We start from the raw sequence: 24,331 nt of genomic DNA on the forward strand, positions 1-24,331 counted from the left end.
GCTGTGTCCCCGGACCTGAGCCCCCGGACCTGAGCCCTCGGCCACTCCGGGTCTCAGCGTCCCTGCGGCAGCCGAGCGCATATCTCGGCAAGCGTGCGTCCCGCCCCCCGGGACCTCACTCCGCCCGACAACCCCCCGGTGTGCGTAGTACGACGTATCGCGTAGCCTGTTGTCCAACCGTCGGACACAATGTGGCGCACGTCTCATTCCCCACAATGGCGCGGATTGGCGCGCCTTTCGAACCTCCAAGGAGCCGCTGGGGAGCTCCGGCGACCGCCGATGGCATCGGACCTCGGTCTCGACAGGTATTGTGTGACCCACGGTGCCACCCTGCGGCACTGTTTCCTGTTCAGTGCACCATCGACGGTGCATCGCCGGAGGTGAATGGATGACAACGGGCCAGCGCGACAGCCGGACTGCCGTCGACAAAGCATTGGCGCTGCTTCGAGCCTTTGGGGACGAAGTGACGACCGGGGTCGGGGTGAGTGAACTGGCGCGTCGCACTGAGCTCAGCAAGTCGACCGCCTTCCGCCTGCTGGGAATCCTGGAGCGCAACGGGGCCGTCGAGCGTGCCGGCAGCAACTACCGGCTGGGCCCGATGATCCACGACCTCCCGACGCCCGAGTCCGCGCCCGAGATCGACATGCTGCGCGACGTGCTCACGCCCTTCCTGTCGATCCTCTACGAGCAGTCCCGACAGACGGTGCACCTCGCCGTCCTGCAGGGCACGGACGTGGTGTACCTGAACAAGCTGCACGGCTTCCACCGGGTGCCCTCTCCCTCGCGGATCGGTGGGCGGGTGCCGGCCTACTGCACCGGCATCGGCAAGGCGATGCTGGCGTACGACCCGGTCCTGATCGACCAGGTGTGCAGCTCCGAACTGCCGGCGATCACCCCGCACACCATCACCGACCCCGACAAGCTGCGCCGGCAGCTGGCCCGGGTCAAGGAGCAGGGCATCGCCTTCGACTTCGAAGAGGTGCGCCGCGGGCTCAACTGCGTGGCCGCGCCGGTGATGTCGCCCACCCACACTCCGGTGGCCGGGCTGAGCATCTCCGGGCCGGTCGGCAAGTTCGATCCGCGCCGTTGGGCGACTCCGCTGCGCCAGATCTCCTTCGAGGCCTCCAAGGTCTACGCCGCCCAGCTGCGGGCCCGCCGCCAGCGGGCCGCGACGGTGAAGTCGGCCTGAGGCAGACGAGGGGGGCTCCGCACCGAACCGGTGCGGAGCCCCCCTCGTGCGTCGATCGCCGACCTGCGGCGATCAGTGACCTCCGGGCCCGGGGTCAGCCACGGGTGAGCCGGCGATGCGTGGTGCGATGCGGCCGTGCGGCCTCGACGCCGAGGCGTTCGACCTTGTTCTTCTCGTAGTCCTCGAAGTTGCCCTGGAACCAGAACCACTGCGCCGGATCGTCCTCGGTGCCCTCCCAGGCGAGGATGTGGGTCGCGACCCGGTCGAGGAACCACCGGTCGTGGGAGATCACCACGGCGCAGCCGGGGAACTCCAGCAGCGCGTCTTCGAGCGACTGCAGCGTCTCGACGTCCAGGTCGTTGGTCGGCTCGTCGAGCAGCAGCAGGTTGCCGCCCATCTTCAGCGTGAGGGCCAGGTTGAGGCGGTTGCGCTCACCGCCCGACAGCATGCCGGACTTCTTCTGCTGGTCCGGGCCCTTGAAGCCGAAGGACGCCACGTACGCGCGGGACGGCATCTCGAAGTTGGCGACCTTGATGAAGTCCAGGCCGTCCGAGACGACCTCCCAGACGTTCTTCTCCGCGTCGATGCCGGCGCGGCTCTGGTCGACGTACGAGATGGAGACGGTCTTGCCGAGATCCAGGGAGCCGCTGTCCGGCTCCTCCTGGCCGACGATCATCTTGAACAGCGTCGACTTGCCGACACCGTTCGGGCCGATCACGCCGACGATGCCGGCGCGCGGCAGCTCGAAGCCCAGCCCGTCGAACAGCTCTCGGTCGTCGAAGGCCTTGTGCACGTCGTCGGCCTTGAGCACGTCGTTGCCGAGGCGCGGGCCCGGCGGGATGTTGATCTCGGAAGTGTCGAGCTTGCGGTTGCGCTCCGCCTCCGCCGCCAGTTCCTCGTAGCGGGCCAGACGGGCCTTGTTCTTCGCCTGGCGGGCCTTCGGGCTGGACCGCACCCACTCCAGTTCCTTCTCCAGGATCTTGGCGCGCTTGGCGTCCTTCTGACCCTCGATCTGGAGCCGCTTGCGCTTGGTGTCCAGGTAGGTGGAGTAGTTGCCCTCGTACGGGTGCAGCTGGCCGCGGTCGACCTCGCAGATCCAGCTGGCGACGTTGTCGAGGAAGTACCGGTCGTGGGTGACCGCCAGCACGGCGCCCGGGTAGGACTTCAGGTGGCCCTCGAGCCAGGCGACCGACTCGGCGTCCAGGTGGTTGGTGGGCTCGTCGAGGAGCAACAGATCGGGCTGCTCGAGCAGCAGCTTGCACATCGCGACCCGGCGGCGCTCACCACCGGACAGCACGTCGACGATCGCATCGGCCGGCGGGCACCGCAGGGCGTCCATGGCCTGCTCGAGCTGGGAGTCGAGGTCCCAGGCGTTCGCGGCGTCGAGCGCGGTCTGCAGCTCCCCCATCTCTGCCATCAGGGCGTCGAAGTCGGCGTCCGGGTCGGCCATCTCCATGCCGATCTCGTTGAACCGGTCGAGCTTGCCCTTGATCTCGGCCACGCCCTCCTGGATGTTCTCCAGCACGGTCTTGCCCTCGGTCAGCGGCGGCTCCTGCAGAAGGATGCCGACCGAGGCGCCCTTCGCGATCATCACATCGCCGTTGTCGGGCTGGAGCAGCCCGGCCATCAGCTTCAGCAGGGTCGACTTGCCGGCGCCGTTCGGGCCGACCACGCCGATCTTGGCGTCGGGGAAGAACGACATCGTGACATTGTCGAGAACGACCTTGTCACCCAGCTTCTTGCGGACGTTGTGCATCGTGCAGATGAACTCAGCCACGAATCACTCCAGCTTTCTCACGTACGGACCCGGACCGGGTCCGGGAGGGCGGGCACGGCGCGAGGGCACGCCGTCGCCAGTATGCCAGCGTCCGCGGGGCAGGCCCCAATCCTCGCGCCGCGCTCCGCGGCTCCGACAGTGTGTCCGTGGCTGCTCGGGCGTCCGCCGCCGGGCGGTCAGGCGACCGCCCGGCGGTACGCGTCGACACCGTCGTCGACGGGAAGGTCGTCCGGGTCCCCGGTGAAGTCGTCGTCGCCCGGCCCGGCGAGCCCCGCGTACGTTCCGGAAGGAGCCGACACGACCGGCTCGGCGCTGGCGTCGGTGACAAGGCCGGTCGGCGCACCGTACGCCGCGGTCGTCTCCTGCTGCGCGTCGATCCGCACCGGCTCCTGGCCGGTGGCGCCCATGGCGTCGGCCTCGACGTTGGTGGCCTGCGAGTCGTCTGCACTGGCGTCGGCGGTCGCCTCTTCGGCGGTGCGCAGGGGCGCCGCGGGCCGGGGGCGGCGGACCACCACGACGGTGCCGCGATTCAGGTCGGGACCGATCGACAGCGCCTCGATCTCGTCGCGGGTCTGCAGCACCCCGTCCTTGTCGGCCCATTCGTGGGTGCGGACCTTGCCGTGGACGATCACGGAGTCGCCGCGGCGCAGGGACTGGAACGCGTTCTCGGCGAGGCGGCGCCAGCAGGTGATCCGGTACCAGGTGGTGGTGCCGTCGTGCCACTGGCCGTCGCGTTGGATCCGCGGAGTGTGCGCGATGGAGAACTCGGTGAAGAGGTGCTGTTCCGGGCCCACCATGCGGATCCGTGGGTCGGCCCCCAGATTGCCGGTGAGCGTGATGATGGCGTCCATGTTTCCTCCGGTCGTGTCTACCCAGGTCGGGAGTGATCTCCCCCGGAGAGTGGGACGTACGGACGCCGATCGGTCGCGACATCGACGGCCTGTGGACAACTCTGCACCGGCCCGCCAGGCCTGTTGACGAGAGGGCCGGTCGACGGTCAGCCGGCAGCGATGGTCAGCGCCGCACGGGCCTTCTCGTAGCGCTCGAGCTCGTCGGTGACCGGGTGGACGACCAGCTCGCGGGTGACGGTGTCGATCTTGCCGAGCAACGCCCGACGTGCCGTCACCACCTTCCGTCGGGCACCGACCTCGACGCCGATCCGGCTCAGGCCGCCGAGGACGAGGCCGAGCAGCACCCCACCGACCGCCAGTGCGGTCGGGGCCGGGATGCCTCGCCAGGAAAAGTCGGGCAGCGGTGGCATCCGCAGGTAGAGCAGGCCGAAGTCCGCCGCGAGCCAGGCCAGGCCGGCCAGCACCGTGGCGATCAGGATCCACTGGACGACGCGGACCACAGACCACCACCGGCGGTTGCGGTGCATCTGCAGGTTCGTCGACCCGATGGCCCGGTCCAGCGCGTCGGAGAGGTCGCCGGTCCGCGAGCGGGCCGCTGTCCGTACGGCGTCCGCCCAGCCGCGGGGCAGGCCGGCCGAGGCCTGGTCCGCCAGCACACGCAACGCGGCATCGACCTGGGCAGCGGGGACGCCCTTCAAGGACGTGACCGAGGTCCGGGACAGCGCGGTCGGCGCGTGGGTGGCGTCGACGCCCGATTCGATCTCCCGGCGCGCGCGGCGCCGCGGGCCCAGGTCCAGGTGGAGGCGCCGCAGCGGATCCGGGCGCAACGTGGCCACCCAGGAGACCACCGGCCAGCCGGTGGCGCCCCGACCCCGGCGCCGCCAGGCCTGCCCGACCGCCTCGGTCACGGCCGGGACACCGGCCGCCCGGGCGCAGGCGGTGTCCAGTTCGGTCACCGTACGGTCGTCGACCCGCGGCATCTGTGCGGTGCCGGAAGCCTTGCTCAGTCGCGTCACGATGCGATCGATGTCCACGCCGACCCGGTCGGCGACGGCCTGCTTGTCCCGGACCCGACCGGCGAGAATGGCCCGCAGCTCCGCCATGCCCTCCCCGGTGAGCGCGGACACGGCGTGCACCGGCACCTCCTGCAGGCCCTCGCGGTCGAGCAGGCCACGCAGGTCGTCCAGCGTCCGGCGGCGGTCCTCCCTGTTGAGCAGATCGGTCTGGTTGAGCACGACCATCATCACCGGGGCGTACTCCCGCAACGGGACGAGGTAGTTGTCGTGCAGGGCCGCGTCGGCGTACTTCTGCGGATCGACGACCCAGACCAGCATGTCGACGAGGCGGACCAGACGATCGACCTCCATCCGGTGGGAGACCTCGACCGAGTCGTGGTCGGGCAGGTCGAGGAGCACCAGTCCGTCGAGTCCGGCCTCGCCGCCGTACGCGTCGACGTGGTGGCGCCGCGGCACCTGCAACCAGTCGAGCAGCTCGGAGGTCGGCTCGTCGCCCCAGGTCACCGCCGCCGGCTGCCCGGTGGTCGGCCGGCGGATCCCGGGAACGGACACCTCGCTCCCGGCCAGGGCGTTGAAGAGCGTGGACTTGCCCGACCCGGTGGCGCCCGCCAGCGCCGTGACGGTAGCCGCTCCAGAGAACCGCAGTCGCTGACCCGCCCGGCGGACGACGCTGTTGGCCTCCTCGACGAGCTGCGCGTCGACCCGCCCGGAGGCGGCGTCGGCCGCTTCTCCGAGGGCACGCAGACGGTCGGCGAGACCGGGCTTCGACGAACGGGCCATCACTTCTCCTCGTCACGGTGGGCGGCCCCACCATGGTCACGTCGCCAGTCGCTCTCGGGCCGCAGCAGGCCGGTTTCGCTGGTCTCCTCGGACGCGGGTGTTTCCCCCGGTTCCTCGGACGCGGGTGTCTCGCTCGACTCCACAGACGCAGGCGCCTCACCAGACTCTGCAGAGGCCGGGTCGTCGGCGGGCTCCTCCGACTCCGACACCGCACCGGGCCACTGGACCTCCGCCGGCGCCTCGCTGGTCGCTCGACGAGCAGGCACCTCGGTCACCTCGCCCACATCAGGATCCTCGTCGGACGTCGAGTCCTCGAGGTCCTCGTCGGACAGCGGCGCGTACGCCCGCCGACCGGTCGCCACCACCGGTGTCCCTCCCTCGACCGTCGTCTCGGCGGACTCCACCGGCTCGACCGGCTCGACCGCGGAGGAGGTCTCGGGTGTCCCGACCATGTCCACCGCCTCAACTGCCACGGGGGTCGTCGCTTCGATCGCCTCGGGCACCTCGGCCGTCTCGATCGCCTCGGGCACCTCGGCCGTCTCGATCGCCTCAGGCACCACGGCCGTCTCGATCGCCTCAGGCACCACGGCCGCCGCCACCGACGGGGCCTCCTCGCCGGACGCGTACGACTCCGGGTCCTCGTACGACGCGGGATCCAGACCGGCAGCGATCGCCTCGTCCACCTTCCGGGCGGCGTCGCGGATCTCCGCGGCCTGCTGGGGGCGGACCTGCAGGGCGACCAGGGTCTGGTGGTAACGCAGCAGTTCGGAGGACATCAACACCTCCACCCGCTCGTCGAGGTCCTCCTTGGCGCGCTTCGCCATCCGGCGGACGTTCTCGTCGCCGAACACGGCCTCCAGAAGGCTCTGGGCCAGAGCGACCGACCCGCCGGCGATGCCGACCTCCGCGCCGGTCAGGCCACCTGTCTGGGTGAAGACGAGGACCATCAGGGTGGCGGCGATGCCGTTCACGCCGAGCGCGAGGTAGCGCGCCGTGAGCCGGCGCTGACCGCCCTGTTCGGACACCATGTCCAGGACGGCGCGCTGCCAGTCGCGGATCATCCGGGCGACCTGGTCCGCGAAGTCGTGGGAGGCGACGGCCAGGTCCGCCGGGCTCCCCTCCAGGACGAAGCGGCCGGCGGGATCGCCGCGCCACGCGGCCTCGGCACGCTCGGCGGCAGCTCGGCCCTCCTCGATGACCAATGCCTCAAGGCCGGACTCGACGGCCACCTTGACCTGGTCGGCCTCCATCGGGCGACCCCTCAGGGCCGCCGACAGGCGGTCGCGCAGTCGGCTGATCCGCTTCTCCACAGCGCGCATGAACTCGCCGGTGCCGACGAACTCGTGCCACCGTGCGAGCACTTCGCCGCGCAGCAGGGTGCCGTCCGCCGTACGCAGCTTGACCGCCTTCACCGCCTGGTCGTACGCGGTGTTCGCGTCGTCGCGCAGCTGCGCCACGGCGCGCACCTGGTCGTCGACAGCGGTGGCGATCGACGGTGAGCGCCGCGCAGTGTCCTCGATCGCCCCGGTGAGGGTGGACCGTACGACGTCCTGGCGGGTCCGGTCATCCGCGACCAGGCTTGCCAGCCAGCCACGGATCGGCGAGACCGCGGCGTTCGGGAGGATCCCCTGCGCGTCGACGGTGGTCTCGGGCACGGCGAACAAGGGCGCGTCGCCGAGGCCACGGTGGGCCATCATCTGGCCCAGATGCCCGGGAATGTCTCGCATGCCCGCCCGTGGCACCCGGTCGAGCACGACTCCTACCGCCACGTGCCGCTGCGCGGCACCGTTGAGCACGTCCCACGGGACCGCGTCGGCGTAGCGGGCGGCCGAGGTGACGAACAACCACATGTCAGCGGCCGCGAGGAGCTGCCCCGCCAGGGCCCGGTTCTCGTCGGCGACGGAGTCGATGTCGGGGGCGTCGAGGATCGCCAGGCCGCGAGGCAGCGTCGGCTCGGCGACCAGCTGCAGGCCGGTGCCGTCGGACTCCCCGGTCGCCCGGGCGAGGCCCGGAAGAATGCGCTGGTCGGTGAACCAGGCCGCGTCCCGGCTGTTGTGCACCAACACCGGCCGGCGGGTCGTCGGCCGGATCACCCCCGAGCTGGTGACGGCACGCCCGACCAAGGAGTTCACCAGGGTCGACTTGCCTGCCCCGGTGGAGCCGCCGACCACGACGAGCAGCGGGGCGTCCAGTCGGGCCAGCCGCGGCAGCACGTAGTCGTCGAGCTGGCCGGTGATCGAGCCGGCCTCGGAGAGGGCCCGGGCGGCGTCCGGCAAGGGCAGCGGAAGGTGAACGTCGGACAGCGCGACGCGAAGCTCCTCGAGCGATGCGGCCAGCTGTCCCGTCATGGATCCTCCTACTGCTCGGGTGGGCCCCAACGCGGATCCACCGGCGAGTACTCGACGCCTGATGATCCTAGCGGTCCACCGTCCGCCGGCAGCGACGGCGGTGCCTGGCGAGCACGGACAACCCGGTCGCGCAGTGCCTGACGCCAGCGCTGCCAGGGATACTCGATCGCCCCCACGCCCACCACGACGGCAGCCGGGAGCACCGCGTGCATGCCACGCAACAGCTCGGCCTCACGGCCGGGACCGGCCGAGTCCACCAGCCCCCTGCCGACGGCGTCGCGCAGATACGCCAACTCGACGGCGGCACGCTGCAGCCGCCAGGTGGCCAGGAACGTCGCCGGACCGCGCCACAGCGCGTACCACCGCGCCCGGATCCGCACCCGGGCCGCCACCAACGCCTCGGCGGTGGCCGGGTCGAGCCAGCCGTACCGTCCGTACTCCGTCAGCCGGGCCCGCAGCACCGCCCGCTCGCGGCGCAGCTGGCCAAGGACCACCCCGACCACCGCACCGACGAGGGACAGGGCGACGAACCACAGCATCAGACCGACCGGGGAATCGGCCGACGCGGTGAAGTTGAAGACCATGTGGAGCAGCGCGGCGACCAGGAAGCCGGTGAGCGGCGCCAGCACCCGCACCCGCTTGCTGCGGGCGCGCAGGGCGGTGGCCACACCGATGCCGGTCATCACGGTGAACAGTGGGTGGGCGAAGAACGTCATCCCGCCACGCATCAGAGCCAGCTGGTTCATCGCCTGCTGGGCGTCGACGCCGGTGCCCGAGGTGACCGACACGTAGCGGTAGATCCGCCCGTAGTAGACGATGTTCTCCACGAAGGCGAACCCGGTGCCCGACAGCCCGGCCAGCGCCACCGTGGACAGCCACGACATCGCCCGGTGACGCAGCAGGATGGCGATCCAGAACACCACCGTCGCCTTGGCCGCCTCCTCGACGAACGGCGCGACGAACACCGCACCGCGCAGGCTGGTGGCCGGATCGCCGTCGCCGACGATCGACAGGTGGGCCGACGCCCAGGTGTTGATCGGTGCGGCGATCGCCGTCGCGACCAGACCGCCCCAGACCAGCGCGATCGCCCACAGCCACAGGCCCTGGGGGCGCAGCCGGTCGGCCAGCACGAACACCACCGCCAACGGGACGGCGGTGAAGGCGGCCAGCCGGGCCGCCTTCGGGATCACCGCGGTGCCGAGCCCCTGGATGGTGCCGGTGGCGGTGGTGTGCTCGGGCACGAAGAGGGTCCAGTTGACCAGGAACGCGGCCACGAAGATCACCACCATGGCCGCCGACATCCACAACCGCCAGTCGCCGAGCAACCGGCGGGCCAGCGGCACCGTACGATCCACCGGCGCCGGCAGGCCGTTGCGGCGCCGATCACGGCGCAGGCGCGCCCGGGCGGTGTCCTTGCGGCGACCCTTCCCCGGGGAGGGCAGTTCCGGCAGGCCACGGCCCACCGGGGACGGCGACGGCGCGCCGGTCGTACGGTGGGTCTGGACGGACATGCCGCCAAGGCTACCCAGCCCCGGAAGCACCGCGTCGACGGCGCAGACCCCTTGGTCGTACGCGGCGGTGCAGCCCGGGTCGTACGGGTGACGAGGTCCGCCGGCCGGGCGTCGTACAATCGTCCCCACTGCCCCCATAGCTCAGCTGGATAGAGCAGCAGCCTTCTAATCTGCCGGTCGTGCGTTCGAGTCGCACTGGGGGCGCTGGTGAAACACCTGGTCAGGCACCCGCTCCACTTCGCGAACCGGGCCATCCATCACCGAAACGCGATCCGTTCAGTCGAAACGCGATCCGGTCAGTCGGAGCGGAGTCTGGTGTCGGCTGAAACGTGATAGGGCAAACCTATGGAACCGGGGCGATGCCTGTGCGGGAACTGGGGCGATGCCTGTGCGCGAGCACTCCACCGGGATGGTGCACGGCAGGATCAAGGGGCGCCGCCGGGCCACGAAGCGAAGCAGTGCAGTCCCCTTGCATAGGGCAAACCTATGACCTTTCAGAGGTAAGAAGACTCCGGGAGGCCGACGAGTTGTGCCTGAGCCAGATCCGTGCCGCACAGAAGCTGTCCCGCGTCAAGTAGCTGGCAGGGTTTCTTCGATTTCGAAGTTGGGGATGGTCGGGTGGGCGCCGACACGGCGCCACGACCGGGATCCATCCCGTGCCGCGGCGCCGCGTTCGTACGTGCTGGTCGAGGCTCCTACAGCCGGGCTCCGACGGTCACGTTCAGGCTCGATTCCGGGTGGCCTTCGACGGCCTGCTCGGCGATGGTCGGTGAATCGTACGGATCGATCGTGACCGTGGGGCCGACCTCACCGTGACCGACGACCATGGCCTCGTCGAACGCATCCTTGCCGGAGAACACGGCCTTGGCCTTCGCGGCGTCGAACTCGCCGACCCACGTGCCGAGCACCAGGGTGGCGACGGCGTTACCGGTGAAGTTGGTCAGTGCCCGGGCCTCGGACATGAACTTGTCGATGCCCACGATCACGCCCATGCCGCCCAGCAGGGCCGGCTGGTGCGACTGCAGCCCGGCGGCGAGGGTCGCCAGCCCAGCGCCGGTGACGCCCGCCGCCCCCTTGGAGGCGATGATCATGAAGATCAGGAGTCCGATCTGCTCGCCCAGCGACATCTGCATGCCCATCGCGTTGGAGACGAACAGGGCGGACATCGTCAGGTAGATGGCGGTGCCGTCGAGGTTGAAGGAGTAGCCGGTGGGCACCGTCACGCCCACGACCGGCTTCGAGACACCGGCGTGTTCCAGCTTCGCCATCAGGCGGGGCAGCGCAGACTCCGACGACGACGTCGCGAAGATCAGCAGGTACTCGCGGGCGAGGTAGCGCATCAGCCGGAAGATGTTCACGCCGGTGACGACCCGCAGGATGGTCCCGAGGACCACGACGATGAACAGCACACAGGTGAGGTAGAAGGCGCCCATCAGCAGCGCCATGGCACCGATGGCCGACCACCCGGTCGCGCCGACGACCGCCGCGATGGCACCGAACGCGCCGACCGGGGCGACCCACATCACCATCATCAGGATGCGGAAGACCACGCCCTGGATCAGCGAGACCAGATTGAGCAGCGGCTTGCCGGCCTCGCCCATCTTCTGCAGCGCGAAGCCGGCGAGCAGGGCGACGAACAGCACCGGCAGTACCGGGACCGAGCCGGGGATGATCTCGAGGAGGAAGGCGGTGGTCGGATCCACGGCGGCCTTGCCCGCGGTGTACGGGGTCAGGTGCAGGCCGGTGCCCGGGTGCACCAGGTTGCCGACGACGAGCCCGATCGCCAGGGCGAAGGTGGACATCGTGAGGAAGTAGACGAGGGCCAGGCCGCCGACCTTGCCCACCGTGGCGGCCCGGGCGATCGACCCGATGCCCAGGACGATGGTGCAGAAGATGACCGGCGCGATCATCATCTTGATCAGGGCGACGAAACCGTCTCCCAGGGGCTTGAGCGACTTGCCGACCTCGGGGAACAGCAGGCCTACGGCGGCGCCGAGCACCACCGAGGCGATCACCGAGATGTAGAGCCAGTGCGTACGATCCCTGGTCTTCTCGGCTTCGGGTTTCGCCGCTCGGGGCGCAGCGCTTGTGGGAGTCAGCATTCGACATCCTTGTCGTGACGGGGTGGACGGATACGGGGTGGACGGATACGGGGGGACCGGTGGAGCGAGGCGACGACGCTCACCGGTGAGGCCCGTCACGATCTTCGGGTCCGCCATGTCCGCCGTCACGTTTGCGGTCATAAAGGTCATGATTCGCGTCACAATGGGCTCGCGCGGATCGGTCCGGACGGCCGGCCGTGTGGACGCCGGCCGGATCGCAGCCGCCGGCCGGACGGGAGGGTACGGTGCACGCCTGGAGCCTGGCACGCCGACTGGCGGTCGCCCAGTTGCTGGGGCTGCTCGTGCTGACGGCGCTGGCCAGCTGGGTCAGCTACTTCTACGCCCGGGAGGGCGTCTATCGGGCGCAGAGCGACCGGGTCCTCACCACCGCCCGTCTGCTCGCCCAGGAGCAGGACGTCCGGGAGGCGTACGCCTCCCCTGATCCGACGCAGGTCCTCGAACCCGTGTCGCTCGCGGCCGCCGACCGGGCGGACGTCAGCTGGGTGACCTTCCTGGCCCTCGACGGCACCCGGCTGGCCCACTTCCGGCCGGACTGGGTGGGCTCCCACTACTCGGGTCGCCTCGAGCCGGCCCTGTCCGGGAGCGAGTTCGTCGAGACGTCGACCACCGGCACCGCCGGCCCGTCGGTGCGCGCCCTCGTCCCGATCCGTGCACAGCCCGGGCCGGACGCCGCAGGCGCTCCCGGCCCGGTCATCGGCATCGTGTCGGTGGGCCAGACGGTGTCCCAGCTGGACATCGTCGCCCGCGCCCAGATCCCCACGATCCTCGCCCTGGCGGCCGCCGTGGGGGCGGCCGGTCTGGGGGCCAGCTGGCTGCTCCACCGGTACCTCGAGCGGACGACCTTCGGGCTGGGGCCGCGCCAATTGGCGGAGAACTTCACCTTCCTGGACACCGCACTGCACAACGTGAACGTCGGGATCGTCCTGCTGGCGCCGGACGGCTGTCTCGGTCTCTACAACGACCGGGCGGCCGAGTTGCTGGGACTGCCGAAGCCGCCGGAAGCCGGCGGTCACCGGGGAGGCCGAGCCACGGCCCGGATCGCCGACCTCGACCTGCCGGCGCCGCTCGCCGGCCTGCTCGCCTCCCGACGGGAGGCGCGGGACGAGCTCTTCCTGGCCGGGGAACGCATCCTCGTCGTCAACCAGCAGCGCACCCGTCCGGTCGCCCGTCCCGGGCTGCGCCCATGGCGCCGGTCGGAGACGCCGGCTGATAACGGCACCGTCGTCACCCTCTACGACCGTACGGACGTCCAGCGGATGAACCGCGAGTTGGAGTCGACCCGGTCGCTGACCGATGCCCTGCGCTCGCAGACGCACGAGCATGCGAACCGGCTGCACACCGTGCTGTCCCTGCTCGAGCTCGGCCGTGCCGACCAGGCTCGTGAGCTGCTGACCGACGGCCTGCACACCGTCGGCACTCCGCTGCTGTCCTCACCGGACCTCGAGGCGGAGCCGGCGGTGACCGCCCTGCTGCTGGCGAAGTCGGCGCAGGCCCGAGAACGCGGGGTGCGGATGGACCACCGCAACGAGATCGACGCCCCGACCGGGATCTCCCCCGGCGACCTGGTGACCCTGCTCGGCAATCTCCTCGACAACGCCATCGACGCCGCCGACGCCGCCGGGCTGCCGCCGGAGGACCGCTGGGTGGATGCCGAGGCGCGGCTCGACGGGGATTGGCTGGTGCTGCAGGTCGCCGACGGCGGCCCCGGACCATCGGCCGCCGACCGGGAGAGGATGTACGAGCTGGGCTGGTCGACGAAGCCGGCCGGTCCGGCGGGGCGGGGCATGGGACTGGCACTGGTCCGCCAGACCGCGCGCCAGCTCGGCGGTCAGGTGGACCTCGTGCAGGACTCCGGGACGGTGTTCACGGTGGAGATCCCGGTCCGACGGCCGGTGGCCCTCGGTGCCGGTCGGTCCGCCGCCAGGAGTGGTGGCGATGCGTGACCGGCAGGTGCTGATCGTCGAGGACGACCGGCTCACCGCGACGACGTACGCCGAGTACCTCACCCGGGCCGGCGCGTTCGTCGTCGTCCACAGCTCCCGCACCGCCCACGACGCCCTGGGGTTCCTGGCGGGACGGCTGCGCCGGACCGGGACCTTCGGGGTCGACATGGTCCTGCTCGACATGAACCTGCCGGACGGTCACGGCCTGGACGTCCTGGGGCAGCTGCGGGCGGCCGGCTTCACCGGCGGGGTGCTGGCGATGACCGCCGACACCGAACTGGAGACGATCCGCCGCTCGATCGCCCTGGGCGTCGTGCAGTATCTGGTCAAGCCCTTCGGCTACCAGCAGTTCGCCCAACGGGTCCGCTCCTTCCGCGACCTCTCGGTCGAGATCGAGGGACCGGGCAGGGCCGACGGCCAGGCGGAGGTCGATCGCGCGTTCGCCATGGTGCGGTCGACCGGCCCCGGCGACCTGCCGAAGGGTCTCACCGAGGGAACGCTGAACACCGTCGTCGCGGTCCTGCAGGCGGCCGACAGGGCACTGAGCGCCGGCGAGGTGGGGACCGCGGTGGGCTCCTCCCGGGTGACCGCCCGCCGCTACCTGGAACATCTGCACCGGACCGGCATGGTGGACCGTACGCCGCGCTACGGGACCCCGGGCCGACCGGAGAACGAGTACCGCTGGCACCCCGCCCGACCGGGACGGCCCACCGACTGAAACCGGCTCAGCAGACCAGGACCTCGACGCCGGTCTCCCGGACGGTCCGGACGACCTCGTCGTCCACGGAGTCGTCCACCACGACGTGGGTGAAGTCGCCGACGTCGCACAGCCGGTAGAGCGCACCGTGGCCGATCTTGGTGTGGTCGAGCAGCAGCACCCGGCGCCCGGCCGCCCGGATCATCGCCTGCTTCGCCGCGACGACGGCCGGATCCTGGTGGTAGAGCACCCGGTCGCGCATCGAGGAGGTCGACGCGAAGAGCACATCGGCGTAGAGGGTCGCCAGGGCGTTCTCGCACAGGATGCCGAGGAACGCCGCGTGCCGTACGTCGTAGAGCCCGCCGAGGGCGATGACGCTCACCTCGTTCTGCTCGCCGAGGGCCTGCAGCACGGGCAGGGCGTTGGTGATGACCGTCAACGGGCTGCGCTGGGTGAGGTGGGGCACCAGGTGCAGCGCCGAGGTGGAGTCGTCGACGATCACGACGTCCCCGTCGTTCACCAGTTCGGCGGCCGCCGCCGCGATCCGCCGCTTCTCGTCGACCGCCGTCCCCAGCCGGAACTCCAGGTCGCTCTCGTAGCGGGTCGATCGCTGGGCGGAGGCACCGCCGCGCACCTTCCGCAACGTGCCGAGCGCCTGGAGCTCGTCGAGGTCGCGGTGCACCGTCATCCGGCTCACCCCGAGTGCCTCGACCAGGTCGTCGACGTTGACGAAGCCGTCGCGACGTACGGCCGTGCTGATCCGGTCGAGACGGGCGGCCTTCGACAGCGGACGGTGGTGCGGCGCGGGCCGGTCGGGGTCGCTCAGGGCAGTCATCGAGGTCTCCAGGGTCGGTCGCCGGACGGGTGGATGACGCGTCCCGAGGGGCGCGGTGCGGCGCTGGGCCGACGGTCGGCGGGCACGGTGGGGGCCTGAGCCCGGGAGTCCGCGACCACGGACCCCCGGACTCCGGGTCGGTCAGCCGGCCAACCGTGGCTGGGTCGTCCGGAACTCCTCGACCTGGGCACGGTCGACGATGCCGGCGTCGGACCCGAGGCCGGTGGCGACCAGGCTGCCACAGGCCAGGCCCCGTTCGGCGGCGTCCGCCGGGTCGAGACCGTCGAGCAGGCCGGAGATGAAGCCAGAGGTGAAGGCATCACCGCACCCGGTCGTGTCGACCACGTCGACGTCGTACGCCGGCAGGACGATCTCCTGCTGTCCCCGCGGGGCGATGCTCACGCCGTCGCCGCCCATGGTCAGCACCGTGCAACCGACCCCCTGAGCATGCAGCCAGGCGATGATCTCGGCGCGGTCCTCGGTGCCGACGAGCCAGCCGGCCTCCTCGATGTTCGGCATCAGGTAGTCGATGTAGGGCAGCGCGGGACCGATCAGTTCCTGGGCGTCCGGACGGGGACTCATCAGGAAGTCGACCGTGGTGGTGCAGCCCAGTTCCTTGGCCTTCGCCAGGATGCGGGCCATCGGCGCGCCGTCGATGCCGGGCAGGATGAAGGCGCCGCCCAGATGGAACACGGTGGCCTCGGCGACAGCGTCCCACGGGACGTCGTCCTCGGTGAGGCCGGCATTGGCCCCGATGACGTGCAGGGCGGGCCGCGAGCCGTCGGGCCGGATCAGCAGCAAACTCGACGAGGTCTGCCGCTCCGGGTCGACCACCAGGTGGGTGGTGTCGACACCGTACCTCTCCATCGTGGTGCGGATGAATCCGCCGATCGAGTCGTCGCCCACCCGGCCCACCGTGGCGACCCGGACGCCGAGCTTGGCCAGGTTGACCGACGGTGCAGCGGCCGTGCCCGCCACCGTGAACGAGATGCGGTCGAGCATCGCGAGCTGCTGGCCCGGCGGCACCGCCGCGAAGGGCCATCCGAGCGCGTCGGCGATGTGGGCTCCGAAAGAAATGACGTCGGGCATCGAGCTTCCTCTCAGCCGGGGCATCGCACCGTACGTGGCCGACACCCCCGCGGTCCGGTGGGTGCTGACGACCCGTCCGTTCCGCCGGTGGGATCGTCCGTCGGTGGCCTCGGGTACGACCGCAGCGATGGACCTCGTCGTACATCGTCACCAACACGGCAATGTTAGCAACTGTGATAATCACACGCACCACCCCTGCCGAGTGATGCGCACCACCACCCCGCCGGAGCTTCGGAATCAGGATCGTATGGACCCGCAAGCCGCCGAACCACACGGATCACCGGACCCATAGGTCGCCCGCCCATCGCCGACCGGAAGCGTTCCGCTGGCACGTACGCCTCGGGACAAGGTGATACGAACTGTTACAGGAGATCCGCCGACTCCACCCCTACCCCCTCCACCCCGCGGTGGCAGACTGAGACCCGGCAATGGCGCCGCACCGTGGATGCGAGAGCGCCGATGGACATCAGTCGCCCCCGGCACGGCCGACCGGCACTTGAATAATCTTGCACTATGCGCAAAACTGCATGGGCTGCACGGATCTGTCTTTCGTCGACCCGCCGGTCAGGACGGACACCCCGGACGGGATCCGGCCCGGTCACGCAGCGATCCGCACCGCCGCCCCACAAGGAACGCAAGGAGACTCTTTGTCCGCCATGCTCGAATCCGAGTCTGCCGCACCATCTACCTCGCATCGCACCAGTGCATCGACGCACAGTCCGGTCATGTCCCAGAAGCAGATCATGCTCGTCATCTACGGACTGATGGCCGGCATGTTCCTGTCGTCGCTCGACCAGACGATCGTCGGCACGGCGATCCGTACGATCGGTGACGACCTGCACGGCCTCGACCAGCAGGCATGGGTGACCACCGCCTACCTCATCACCTCGACGATCGCGACCCCGATCTACGGCAAGCTGTCCGACATTTTCGGCCGCCGGCCCCTGTACATCTTCTCGATCACCGTCTTCATCCTCGGCTCACTGCTGTCGTCGTTCTCCACGTCGATGTACATGCTGGCGGCGTTCCGCGCCTTCCAGGGCATCGGCGCCGGCGGCTTGATGTCGCTGCCGCTGGCGATCATGGGCGACATGCTCGCCCCGCGGGAGCGGGCCAAGTACCAGGGCTACTTCCTCGCTGTCTTCGGCGTCTCCTCCGTCATCGGCCCGCTGGTCGGCGGACTCTTCGCCGGCACGCACACGATCGCCTGGATCGCCGGCTGGCGCTGGGTCTTCCTGGTCAACGTGCCGATCGGCATCATCGCGCTGGCGATGGTGATCGCGTTCCTGCACCTGCCGCGGTTCAACCACAACAAGCACGTACGGGTCGACTGGTGGGGCGCCACCGCGGTCGTCCTCGCTCTCGTCCCGCTGCTGATGGTCGCCGAGCAGGGTCGTGTCTGGGGCTGGACGTCGGCGGCCTCACTGGCCTGCTTCGGCATCGGCGTGGTCGGCATCGTGGCCTTCATCATCATCGAGTCCCGGATGGGCCGCGACGCGATCATCCCGCTGTCGATCTTCCGGTCCCGGGTGTTCTCGATGGCCACCGTCCTCGGCGCCCTCGTCGGCTTCGGCATGTTCGGCGCGATGATGACCCTGCCGCTCTACCTGCAGATCGTGATGGGGATGTCGCCGACCGAGTCGGGTTTCGCGACGCTGCCGATGATCGGCGGTCTGATGGTGGCCTCCATCGTCTCCGGCCAGATCATCGCCCGCACCGGCCGGTACCGCCAGTTCCCGATCATCGGGACGGCGTTCGTGGTCCTCGGCTTCCTCGACCTCACCTTCATCACCGCTGACACCCGCTTCGTGTATATCGCCGGCGGCATGGTGCTGATCGGTCTCGGCCTCGGCCAGCTCATGCAGAGCCTCGTCCTGGCCAGCCAGAACTCGGTCGCCCCGACCGACATGGGCGTCGCCACCTCGTCGGCCACGTTCTTCCGGCAGATCGGCGGCACGCTGGGCACCGCCATCCTGCTGTCGGTGCTGTTCGCCAGCATGACCGGCAACATCCGTACGGCGATGCAGGACAAGGACACCCTCACCGACGCGCTGGATGCGGCGATGACCCCGGCGGTGGCCCAGGCCCCGCAGAACGCCGGTGCGATGCGCCAGATCTGGACCCCGATCGTCACCCCGATCGAGGACGGGGTGCAGGCCCAGCTCGACCAGGCGGCCGCCCAGGCGACCAGCCACGCGCCGAACGAGGCCGCCAAGCAGGTCATCCTCCAGCAGGTCGCGGCACAGGCCGGGGCCACCGTGAAGGACGGCCGGATCGTCGTCGACTACAGCAACGACGCCCAGCGCCGTGCGATCGTGGACAAGACCGTGCCGACCGTCCTCGACGGACTGGCGGGCGACGGATCCGGGACCAGCACCTCCGGCGACGTCAGCACGTCCGACACGTCGTTCCTCAACGGCGCCGACGCGCGACTGACCCGTCCGTTCCTGGTCGGATTCACCAAGTCGGCCGTCAGCATCTACTGGGTGGGCATGAGCGTGCTGCTGATCGCCTTCGTGCTGACCTGGTTCTTCAAGGTGCCCGAGCTGCGCATGCACTCCGCACTGCAGGAGCAGGCCAACCGGGCGGCCGCGAATGCGGAGGAGACCGCGGCCGGTGCCGGCCCGACCACGGACGATGGGTCCACCCGGTGACGTACGCCGGCAGGCGATAGCGCCTGAGGACAGGACGCCGTCACCGCAGAGGCCCGAGCCGATGGCTCGGGCCTCTGCGATGTCCCCGTCCGGGGACCGGGTCGTTGTCCGAGGACCGGACCGGATCAGGGAGCCAGGTCGTCCGGGTCAGCTCGGGTCAGGTTCAGGTCGGACCGGTGCCCCGGGGCCGATCCCACCCCGGGGGGCCGATCTCCACCCCCGGGATCAGGCCGGACCGGACGACGGGTCGAGGTGCTGGGCGAGGTAGTTCGGCACGCCGACGCGAGTCAGGGCGTCGAGCTGGCCCTCGAACCAGTCGGCATGTTCCTCCTCGTCACGGGCTCCGGTCTCGAAGAACAGGGCGGTCGCGTGGTCACCGAGTGTGTGGCACTCCTCGGCGCCGGCGTTGAACAGGGCGATCGCCTCCTGTTCCCCGGCGTACGCCAGGCGGAGGACCTCTTCGGGATCCTCCCCCACTCGGATCGGGTTCATCCGCTGGAGGTTCGGGTGGCCGTCGAACATCAGGATGCGCTGGATGAACTCGTCGGCATCCTTCATCTCGGCGATCGACAGGTCGTAGAAGACCTTCCCGAGGCGGGACAGCCCCCAGTTGTCGAGCATCCGAGCATTGAGGAAATAGGTGTTGATCACGGTGAGTTCGAGCGTGAGGCCGGCGTTCAGCAGCTCGATCACCCGGGGACTAACTGGCTTCACGGTCCACCTCCGGGAGTGACGCGTGGATGGTCTCAACATGCTCGCACAGCAGCCGCCGGATCGTCAGGACACAACTGCCACAATCGGTGCCGGCAGTGGTGGCACGGCACACCTGGGCAACCGTCCGGGCACCGCGATCGACGGCGGAACGGATATCGCGGTCCGTCACGACCTTGCACTGACAGACGATCACCGCATCATTCCTTCCTCCGGGCTGACCTCTGCGTCCTGGCCGCCCCTTATTGGTTAGGGTAGCCTAAACTCAGGACGCGGTGGTGGGGCCGGGCCACCCAAGGCTCCGTGCCACGCCACGGCCCGTCGCCACCAGCCCACGTCGCCCGGCGCCACCGGCCGCCCCACCACCGCATCACCACTCCCCGCCCCCCCCTCCCGCCACTCGGCCGCTCGGTCACTCGGTCACTCGGTCACTCGGTCACTCGGTCACTCGGTCACTCGCCGAGAATGCTCCCGGTGGAGCGGTCACCCAAAGCCCCCACTCGCGGCCACTCGGGGAGCAACGCCACCCGCCGGATTAGGATCGACGCGTGACGAATGAACTGGTGTGGATCGATTGCGAGATGACGGGCCTGGACCTGGCCCACGACGAGCTGATCGAGGTGGCCGCACTTGTTACCGACGGGGAGCTCAACGTCCTCGGCGAGGGCGTCGATGTTGTGATCAAGCCCGCTGCCGCAGCGCTCGAGCACATGGGTGACTTCGTCCGCGAGATGCACACCAAGTCCGGCCTGCTGCCCGAGCTCGACGGCGGGTTGACCATGGCCGAGGCCGAGCAGCAGGTGCTGGCCTACATCCGCCAGTACGTCAAGGATCCGCGCAAGGCCCCGCTGGCCGGCAACACGATCGGCACCGACCGGGCGTTCCTGGCCAAGGACATGCCGGAGCTCGAGGCGTACGTCCACTACCGCAACGTCGATGTGTCCTCGATCAAGGAGCTGTCGCGGCGCTGGTACCCGAAGACCTATTACCACGCGCCGGCCAAGAACGGGAACCACCGCGCCCTCGCCGACATCCAGGAGTCGATCGAGGAGCTGCGCTACTACCGCGAGGCGGTCTTCGTCCACCAGCCCGGCCCGGACACGACCAGCCTGAAGCGGATCGCCCGGAAGCACCGCGGCAGCATCACTGGTCTGCCCGAGAACGGTGTGACCGAGAACGGTATCCCCGCCGAAAACGGTGTGGCCGAGAAGAGTGTGGTCGAAGGCGGTGCTGCGGAGAACGCTGAGGAGAGCGTGGCCGCCGACGCCGAGTGACCGCGTCGGGGGACGCCGACGCCCTCCCCCGATCAACCGGCCACTGTCTCCGTATGCCCGTAAAGGGGACCTGGTCCCCGACCGTTCTCAACATCCCCGATGTTCGCCACGTTCCCCGACCGCATTCGCCCGTATTCGGTCGGGGATCCTGACGTGGGTCGCGGTTGGTGAGAATCATCGGGGTTCGTGAGGATCGTCGCGATCTGCGAGGATCGTCGGCACTGACCGGAGTGGCCGGGCAGCCAAGCGCCTCACACCCCCGACCACGTGCCCACAGATCGACGGAATGACGCCGATTGGCGTACGTCTGCCGGACTTGGCTATACTGCTCAAGTTCGCCCGGAAGGGAAACCTACGGCGACGATGGTGGGTATAGCTCAGCTGGTAGAGCACCTGGTTGTGGTCCAGGATGTCGCGGGTTCGAGCCCCGTTACTCACCCCAAACGGGTCAGGTGTGAACTTGCGACCAAGGGGCCACCCTTGGTCGCGGTTCGCGCCTGGCCCATTTTCTTCGCCTCGGCGGCCCAGCTCAGGGCGTCGGCGTGGAGGCCGGAGAGGCTCAGTCCGTCATACGGGTTCCGGTAGCCGACGCGCACGTCGTTGTCCTCGTCGATGTAGATCGCCCTGAACAGTGCTTGGTTGCACAGTCGGCGGTTCGCGTCGTCGGCGTGCTCGTAGAGGTCGGCTGCGTTGGACAGCAGTTTCAGCGAGTCGTCGAGGTTCGCCCGCGCGTCGGCATAGTGGCCGTGGTGAGCGGTGATCCGGTGCTCGATGGTCTCCAACGACGCGGTGATCCGGTCCTGCTCCTTCTTGAGCAGGTCGAGCGGGATGGCTCCGGCGTAGTGGGCTTGCAGCAACTTCTGCTGCTCGCCTTCGAGTTGGGTTCTCCGGGACGCGAGGTCGGCAAGTTCGGCGGCTCCTTCGGCCATCATCTCGTCGAACCGGGCATGGATCATCGCCGAGACCGCCTGCGTCGTCTCGGGATCGAGCTGCACCTTGGCATAGAAGCGCTCGATGAGCCGTTCGACCTGCTCGATGAGCATCGCCTGCCGGGTGCAGTCGCCTCTGCCACCATGCCTGCTCGCGCACACGAAGTACGGGTAGATCGTGCCCTGGCTGCTCTTGGCGTTGCACACCAGTAGCCGCGAGCCGCACTGGCCGCAGAACACCGTCCCCTTCAAGTAGTGCTCGTGGACTTGCGTTGCATCTGCTGCCGAGCGGTGCGTGCCGAGCACGGTCTGCACCTGGTCCCACACCTCGTTGGGGACGATGGCCTCGTGCGCTCCGGCATAGGTCACGCCCTGGTAGCGGACGCTGCCCTTGTAGTACGGGTTCGTCAGCATCCGATGCACCGACGACTTCCCGATGGGTCGGGACGGTCGCCGCGGCGACGCCGCTGTCGTGAGCCCGCGCGCTACGAGCTCCTGGTGAAGCTGGCTCGTCGTCCAGTCGCCGGATGCGAACACCTGGAACGCCCACCGCACCAACGGGGCTCGCTCCTCGTCGATCTCGACGGTGCGTACTTCCCGCCCGAACTCGTCGCGCACGCCGACGTTGCGGTAGCCGATGGGTGCCTTCGTCACGGTGCCGCCCTGCGCGGCCTTCTGCGACAGACCCTTGACGACCTCGGTGGCGAGGTTGCGGGAGTAGAACTCCGCGATCGAGGACATGATGCCGTGCAGCAGCATCCCGGACGGGGTCTCGTCGATGTTCTCCGTGGCCGACACCAGCGTGACGCCGGCGTCCTTGAGGGCGAGGTGGATGGTCACGTCGTCGGCTCGGTTGCGGGCGAGCCGGTCGACCTTGTGGACGATGCAGTAGTTCGTCTTGTGCTTCGCGACGTACTGGATCATCCGCATCAGTTCGGGCCGGTCGGCCTTGCGCGCGGACTCGCCCGCGTCGACGAACTCCTCGATGATCGTTGCTCCGAGCTGGTCGGCCTTGCGCTGGTTCGCCTCGCGCTGGGCCGGGATCGAGAAGCCCTCCGCCTGGCCGCCCTTCTCCGCCTGCTCCTTCGTGGAGACCCGTAGGTAGGAGACGGCGAATGATCCGGGGAACGGGGTGGGCGCTACGAGGCTGTCTATCGCGGTTCGGTCCGCGTCGATGATCGTCATGGCTCTTCTCCACAGTCACTGGTCCTGCCGACGCGGACTTGTGAGAGCGGATGTTGATCGTGAGAAGAGCCCGAAGGCTGTAGGACTAGGCCGAGTCGGCCACGTTTACTTTGCCTCGCCGTGGCGGCGAAGCGCTAGGACCACAACATCCGCCATCCGCGACGGATGCCTCCATTCTACGACGACGCGCTCGCGGAGGCACGAGGGCGCTTCGGTCGCGTCGATCCCTCCGAACGGCACGCTCCCGACTGTTGGAGCGCCAGGCGGATCAGCAGCTCGCAGAGCTTGTCCAGGTCGGGCGGCTCGTGGAACTCGGCGCGGATCGTCAGCTCGCGCTCGCTCTGTTGACGCTGCCCGGTCTTCCGTTCATAGCGGCGCGCCACGATTCACACCTCGCCCGTCTCCGGGTCGATGCCCGCGAAGAAGGCATCCTCTGCTTCCTGGCGCGCATCCACCATGTCGATCACGAACCGAGCGAAGTCTTCGTCGCGATCCGTGATCGGTGAGTCCTCGATGGGCTGAGTGGGGTCTTCACCGGGCCAGCTCGTCTGGCGAGTCGGGCGGTCTCGGTCGAGCCGCGTACCGCAGGCCGACACCCAATCACGAAGGCGGGCACGGGCATCGGCGAAGTCGCGGTGCCAGCCGAGCGGTGCCGACCCATTCTGCTCGGGGTCGTATGCGCACAGCCAGTGCAGGTGCAGCGCCGACAGTTCCCAGAGGAGCTCGGGGTGACGGTGCCAGTAGGGCGGAACGACGCTGGCCGGAAGTCCGTAGGTGTGGCGAAGCCAGTCCACCCAACGGTTCAGTTCGAGCAACTCGGCTTCGAGATCGTTGGCGGTCAGCAGATTCCAGTTGACCGGATGCGGCGGCTCGGGCACGTCGAAACGCGGGGACGCGAGACCTGCCTCGGGTGGCATGTCGTCGTGCTCAGGGTGGAACTGATCGCTCATGGCGGGATCGCTCACATTCCGATGGCAGCCGCGGTGGACGGCGCGGCCTGCTGAGGTCCGGTGAACGCCGCGGCGTCTCGGCCGGAAGTGCGTTCGCTGCGATCCACCTCGTAGCGGGTGCGGGCGAGGTCGTGTCCGATGCGCGTCGCGATGAACTCCTCGCCCTCGTACCGCTGGCCGTTGCGCTCGTAGGAGTAGTCGCGCACCCGTCCGTCGGCGATGATGTTGTCGCCCTTGGCGAGCCGCTCGGCTCCCTGCTCGGCAGCACCGCGATACGCAATGAGGTCGTGGAACGTCGTCTCCAGTTGCGTGAAGGAGTTGTCGGGCTCCTTGCGGTAATGCTCGATGCCGACCTTCATGTAGAGCCGTGCGTCGCCGCGGTCGGTGTAGCTGAGCTGCGGGTCCGAGGCGACAAAGCCGGAGATGGACTGGTGGGTACGAATGGCCATGATGGCGTCCTCCTGAACTC

At 69.4% G+C, this 24,331-nt stretch carries 19 protein-coding genes and 2 tRNA genes; 7 read left to right on the top strand and 14 right to left on the bottom strand.

Annotation, left to right across the window (positions count from 1 at the left end; translation table 11 throughout):
- The first annotated feature begins 388 nt into the window (after positions 1-388).
- The gene (locus R0146_RS15295; protein ID WP_317690713.1) at positions 389-1,189 is read left to right on the top strand and encodes an IclR family transcriptional regulator; all 801 of its coding nucleotides are present in this window, start codon (positions 389-391) and stop codon (positions 1,187-1,189) included.
- Positions 1,190-1,283: 94 nt separating this feature from the next.
- Here the strand turns inward: R0146_RS15295 and ettA are convergent, their stop codons facing one another.
- The 5 genes from ettA to R0146_RS15320 all read right to left on the bottom strand — a co-directional run bounded on the left by ettA (position 1,284) and on the right by R0146_RS15320 (position 9,472).
- A complete protein-coding gene (ettA, locus tag R0146_RS15300; protein ID WP_317690714.1) occupies positions 1,284-2,966 on the bottom strand; it encodes an energy-dependent translational throttle protein EttA in 1,683 nt (560 codons plus the stop codon).
- Between the two features lie 176 nt (positions 2,967-3,142).
- Positions 3,143-3,817, bottom strand: coding sequence for a single-stranded DNA-binding protein (locus tag R0146_RS15305; protein ID WP_317690715.1), 675 nt, complete (start codon positions 3,815-3,817; stop codon positions 3,143-3,145).
- 146 nt (positions 3,818-3,963) lie between these two features.
- The gene (locus R0146_RS15310; RefSeq protein ID WP_317690716.1) at positions 3,964-5,613 is read right to left on the bottom strand and encodes a GTPase; all 1,650 of its coding nucleotides are present in this window, start codon (positions 5,611-5,613) and stop codon (positions 3,964-3,966) included.
- Positions 5,613-7,961, bottom strand: coding sequence for a dynamin family protein (locus R0146_RS15315; RefSeq protein ID WP_317690717.1), 2,349 nt, complete (start codon positions 7,959-7,961; stop codon positions 5,613-5,615). Before R0146_RS15315 ends, R0146_RS15310 begins: the two co-directional genes overlap by 1 nt.
- Before the next feature lie 8 nt (positions 7,962-7,969).
- Positions 7,970-9,472, bottom strand: a complete 1,503-nt coding sequence (locus tag R0146_RS15320) for a PrsW family intramembrane metalloprotease (RefSeq protein WP_317690718.1) — start codon at positions 9,470-9,472, stop codon at positions 7,970-7,972.
- Between the two features lie 130 nt (positions 9,473-9,602).
- Here R0146_RS15320 and R0146_RS15325 point away from each other — a divergent pair.
- Positions 9,603-9,676: transfer RNA gene (locus R0146_RS15325), tRNA-Arg, on the top strand.
- A gap of 491 nt (positions 9,677-10,167) precedes the next feature.
- Here R0146_RS15325 and R0146_RS15330 read toward each other — a convergent pair.
- Positions 10,168-11,574 carry a cation:dicarboxylate symporter family transporter gene (locus R0146_RS15330; protein ID WP_317690719.1) on the bottom strand — a complete coding sequence of 469 codons (1,407 nt, stop codon included), beginning with the start codon at positions 11,572-11,574 and terminating at the stop codon, positions 10,168-10,170.
- A 245-nt stretch (positions 11,575-11,819) separates the two neighbouring features.
- Here R0146_RS15330 and R0146_RS15335 point away from each other — a divergent pair, with 245 nt between their 5' ends.
- Both R0146_RS15335 and R0146_RS15340 read left to right on the top strand, forming a co-directional pair.
- A complete protein-coding gene (locus R0146_RS15335) occupies positions 11,820-13,538 on the top strand; it encodes a sensor histidine kinase (RefSeq protein WP_317690720.1) in 1,719 nt (572 codons plus the stop codon).
- Complete coding sequence (locus tag R0146_RS15340) at positions 13,531-14,256, top strand: response regulator (RefSeq protein ID WP_317690721.1); 726 nt, start codon at positions 13,531-13,533, stop codon at positions 14,254-14,256. The genes R0146_RS15335 and R0146_RS15340 overlap by 8 nt, the downstream gene beginning before the upstream one ends.
- A 7-nt stretch (positions 14,257-14,263) precedes the next feature.
- Here the strand turns inward: R0146_RS15340 and R0146_RS15345 are convergent, their stop codons facing one another.
- Together R0146_RS15345 and R0146_RS15350 are read right to left on the bottom strand one after the other, a co-directional pair.
- Positions 14,264-15,070 carry a DeoR/GlpR family DNA-binding transcription regulator gene (locus R0146_RS15345; RefSeq protein ID WP_317690722.1) on the bottom strand — a complete coding sequence of 269 codons (807 nt, stop codon included), beginning with the start codon at positions 15,068-15,070 and terminating at the stop codon, positions 14,264-14,266.
- Between the two features lie 141 nt (positions 15,071-15,211).
- Positions 15,212-16,159 carry a carbohydrate kinase family protein gene (locus tag R0146_RS15350; protein ID WP_317690723.1) on the bottom strand — a complete coding sequence of 316 codons (948 nt, stop codon included), beginning with the start codon at positions 16,157-16,159 and terminating at the stop codon, positions 15,212-15,214.
- 725 nt (positions 16,160-16,884) lie between these two features.
- On the opposite strand from R0146_RS15350, the gene R0146_RS15355 reads away from it, so the two are divergent.
- Entirely contained in the window at positions 16,885-18,813 is a 1,929-nt protein-coding gene (locus tag R0146_RS15355; protein WP_317690724.1) for an MDR family MFS transporter, read from the top strand.
- A 225-nt stretch (positions 18,814-19,038) separates the two neighbouring features.
- Here the strand turns inward: R0146_RS15355 and bfr are convergent, their stop codons facing one another.
- Together bfr and R0146_RS15365 are read right to left on the bottom strand one after the other, a co-directional pair.
- Positions 19,039-19,506 (bottom strand): bacterioferritin, encoded by a 468-nt coding sequence (gene bfr, locus R0146_RS15360; protein ID WP_317690725.1) that lies wholly within the window; start codon positions 19,504-19,506, stop codon positions 19,039-19,041.
- Between the two features lie 7 nt (positions 19,507-19,513).
- Positions 19,514-19,720, bottom strand: a complete 207-nt coding sequence (locus R0146_RS15365; protein ID WP_317690726.1) for a (2Fe-2S)-binding protein — start codon at positions 19,718-19,720, stop codon at positions 19,514-19,516.
- A gap of 352 nt (positions 19,721-20,072) precedes the next feature.
- Here R0146_RS15365 and orn point away from each other — a divergent pair, with 352 nt between their 5' ends.
- Both orn and R0146_RS15375 read left to right on the top strand, forming a co-directional pair.
- Entirely contained in the window at positions 20,073-20,798 is a 726-nt protein-coding gene (gene orn / locus R0146_RS15370) for an oligoribonuclease (protein WP_317690727.1), read from the top strand.
- 366 nt (positions 20,799-21,164) lie between these two features.
- Positions 21,165-21,240, top strand: a tRNA-His gene (locus R0146_RS15375).
- Here R0146_RS15375 and R0146_RS15380 read toward each other — a convergent pair.
- The 4 genes from R0146_RS15380 to R0146_RS15395 form a co-directional block, all read right to left on the bottom strand.
- Positions 21,233-22,912: a recombinase family protein gene (locus tag R0146_RS15380; protein ID WP_026926257.1), complete on the bottom strand. Its 1,680-nt coding sequence runs from the start codon at positions 22,910-22,912 to the stop codon at positions 21,233-21,235. The genes R0146_RS15375 and R0146_RS15380 overlap by 8 nt on opposite strands.
- 176 nt (positions 22,913-23,088) lie before the next feature.
- A complete protein-coding gene (locus tag R0146_RS15385; RefSeq protein WP_026926258.1) occupies positions 23,089-23,295 on the bottom strand; it encodes a hypothetical protein in 207 nt (68 codons plus the stop codon).
- Between the two features lie 3 nt (positions 23,296-23,298).
- Positions 23,299-23,877 carry a hypothetical protein gene (locus tag R0146_RS15390; RefSeq protein ID WP_166231459.1) on the bottom strand — a complete coding sequence of 193 codons (579 nt, stop codon included), beginning with the start codon at positions 23,875-23,877 and terminating at the stop codon, positions 23,299-23,301.
- Positions 23,874-24,311 (bottom strand): single-stranded DNA-binding protein, encoded by a 438-nt coding sequence (locus R0146_RS15395; protein WP_026926260.1) that lies wholly within the window; start codon positions 24,309-24,311, stop codon positions 23,874-23,876. Before R0146_RS15395 ends, R0146_RS15390 begins: the two co-directional genes overlap by 4 nt.
- Positions 24,312-24,331 lie beyond the last annotated feature (20 nt).

Origin of the sequence: Raineyella sp. LH-20 (genome assembly GCF_033110965.1) — a bacterium.
Lineage (GTDB): Bacteria > Actinomycetota > Actinomycetes > Propionibacteriales > Propionibacteriaceae > Raineyella.

Excerpts from the sequence above, each read along its gene's own strand:
- R0146_RS15340 (WP_317690721.1), top strand. The coding sequence starts at position 13,531 with ATGCGTGACCGGCAGGTGCTGATCGTCGAGGACGACCGGCTCACCGCG.
- R0146_RS15315 (WP_317690717.1), bottom strand. The coding sequence starts at position 7,961 with ATGACGGGACAGCTGGCCGCATCGCTCGAGGAGCTTCGCGTCGCGCTG.
- R0146_RS15310 (WP_317690716.1), bottom strand. The coding sequence starts at position 5,613 with ATGGCCCGTTCGTCGAAGCCCGGTCTCGCCGACCGTCTGCGTGCCCTC.
- R0146_RS15395 (WP_026926260.1), bottom strand. The coding sequence starts at position 24,311 with ATGGCCATTCGTACCCACCAGTCCATCTCCGGCTTTGTCGCCTCGGAC.
- R0146_RS15380 (WP_026926257.1), bottom strand. The coding sequence starts at position 22,912 with ATGACGATCATCGACGCGGACCGAACCGCGATAGACAGCCTCGTAGCG.
- R0146_RS15320 (WP_317690718.1), bottom strand. The coding sequence starts at position 9,472 with ATGTCCGTCCAGACCCACCGTACGACCGGCGCGCCGTCGCCGTCCCCG.
- R0146_RS15295 (WP_317690713.1), top strand. The coding sequence starts at position 389 with ATGACAACGGGCCAGCGCGACAGCCGGACTGCCGTCGACAAAGCATTG.
- R0146_RS15305 (WP_317690715.1), bottom strand. The coding sequence starts at position 3,817 with ATGGACGCCATCATCACGCTCACCGGCAATCTGGGGGCCGACCCACGG.
- R0146_RS15345 (WP_317690722.1), bottom strand. The coding sequence starts at position 15,070 with ATGACTGCCCTGAGCGACCCCGACCGGCCCGCGCCGCACCACCGTCCG.
- R0146_RS15355 (WP_317690724.1), top strand. The coding sequence starts at position 16,885 with ATGTCCCAGAAGCAGATCATGCTCGTCATCTACGGACTGATGGCCGGC.
- R0146_RS15350 (WP_317690723.1), bottom strand. The coding sequence starts at position 16,159 with ATGCCCGACGTCATTTCTTTCGGAGCCCACATCGCCGACGCGCTCGGA.
- R0146_RS15330 (WP_317690719.1), bottom strand. The coding sequence starts at position 11,574 with ATGCTGACTCCCACAAGCGCTGCGCCCCGAGCGGCGAAACCCGAAGCC.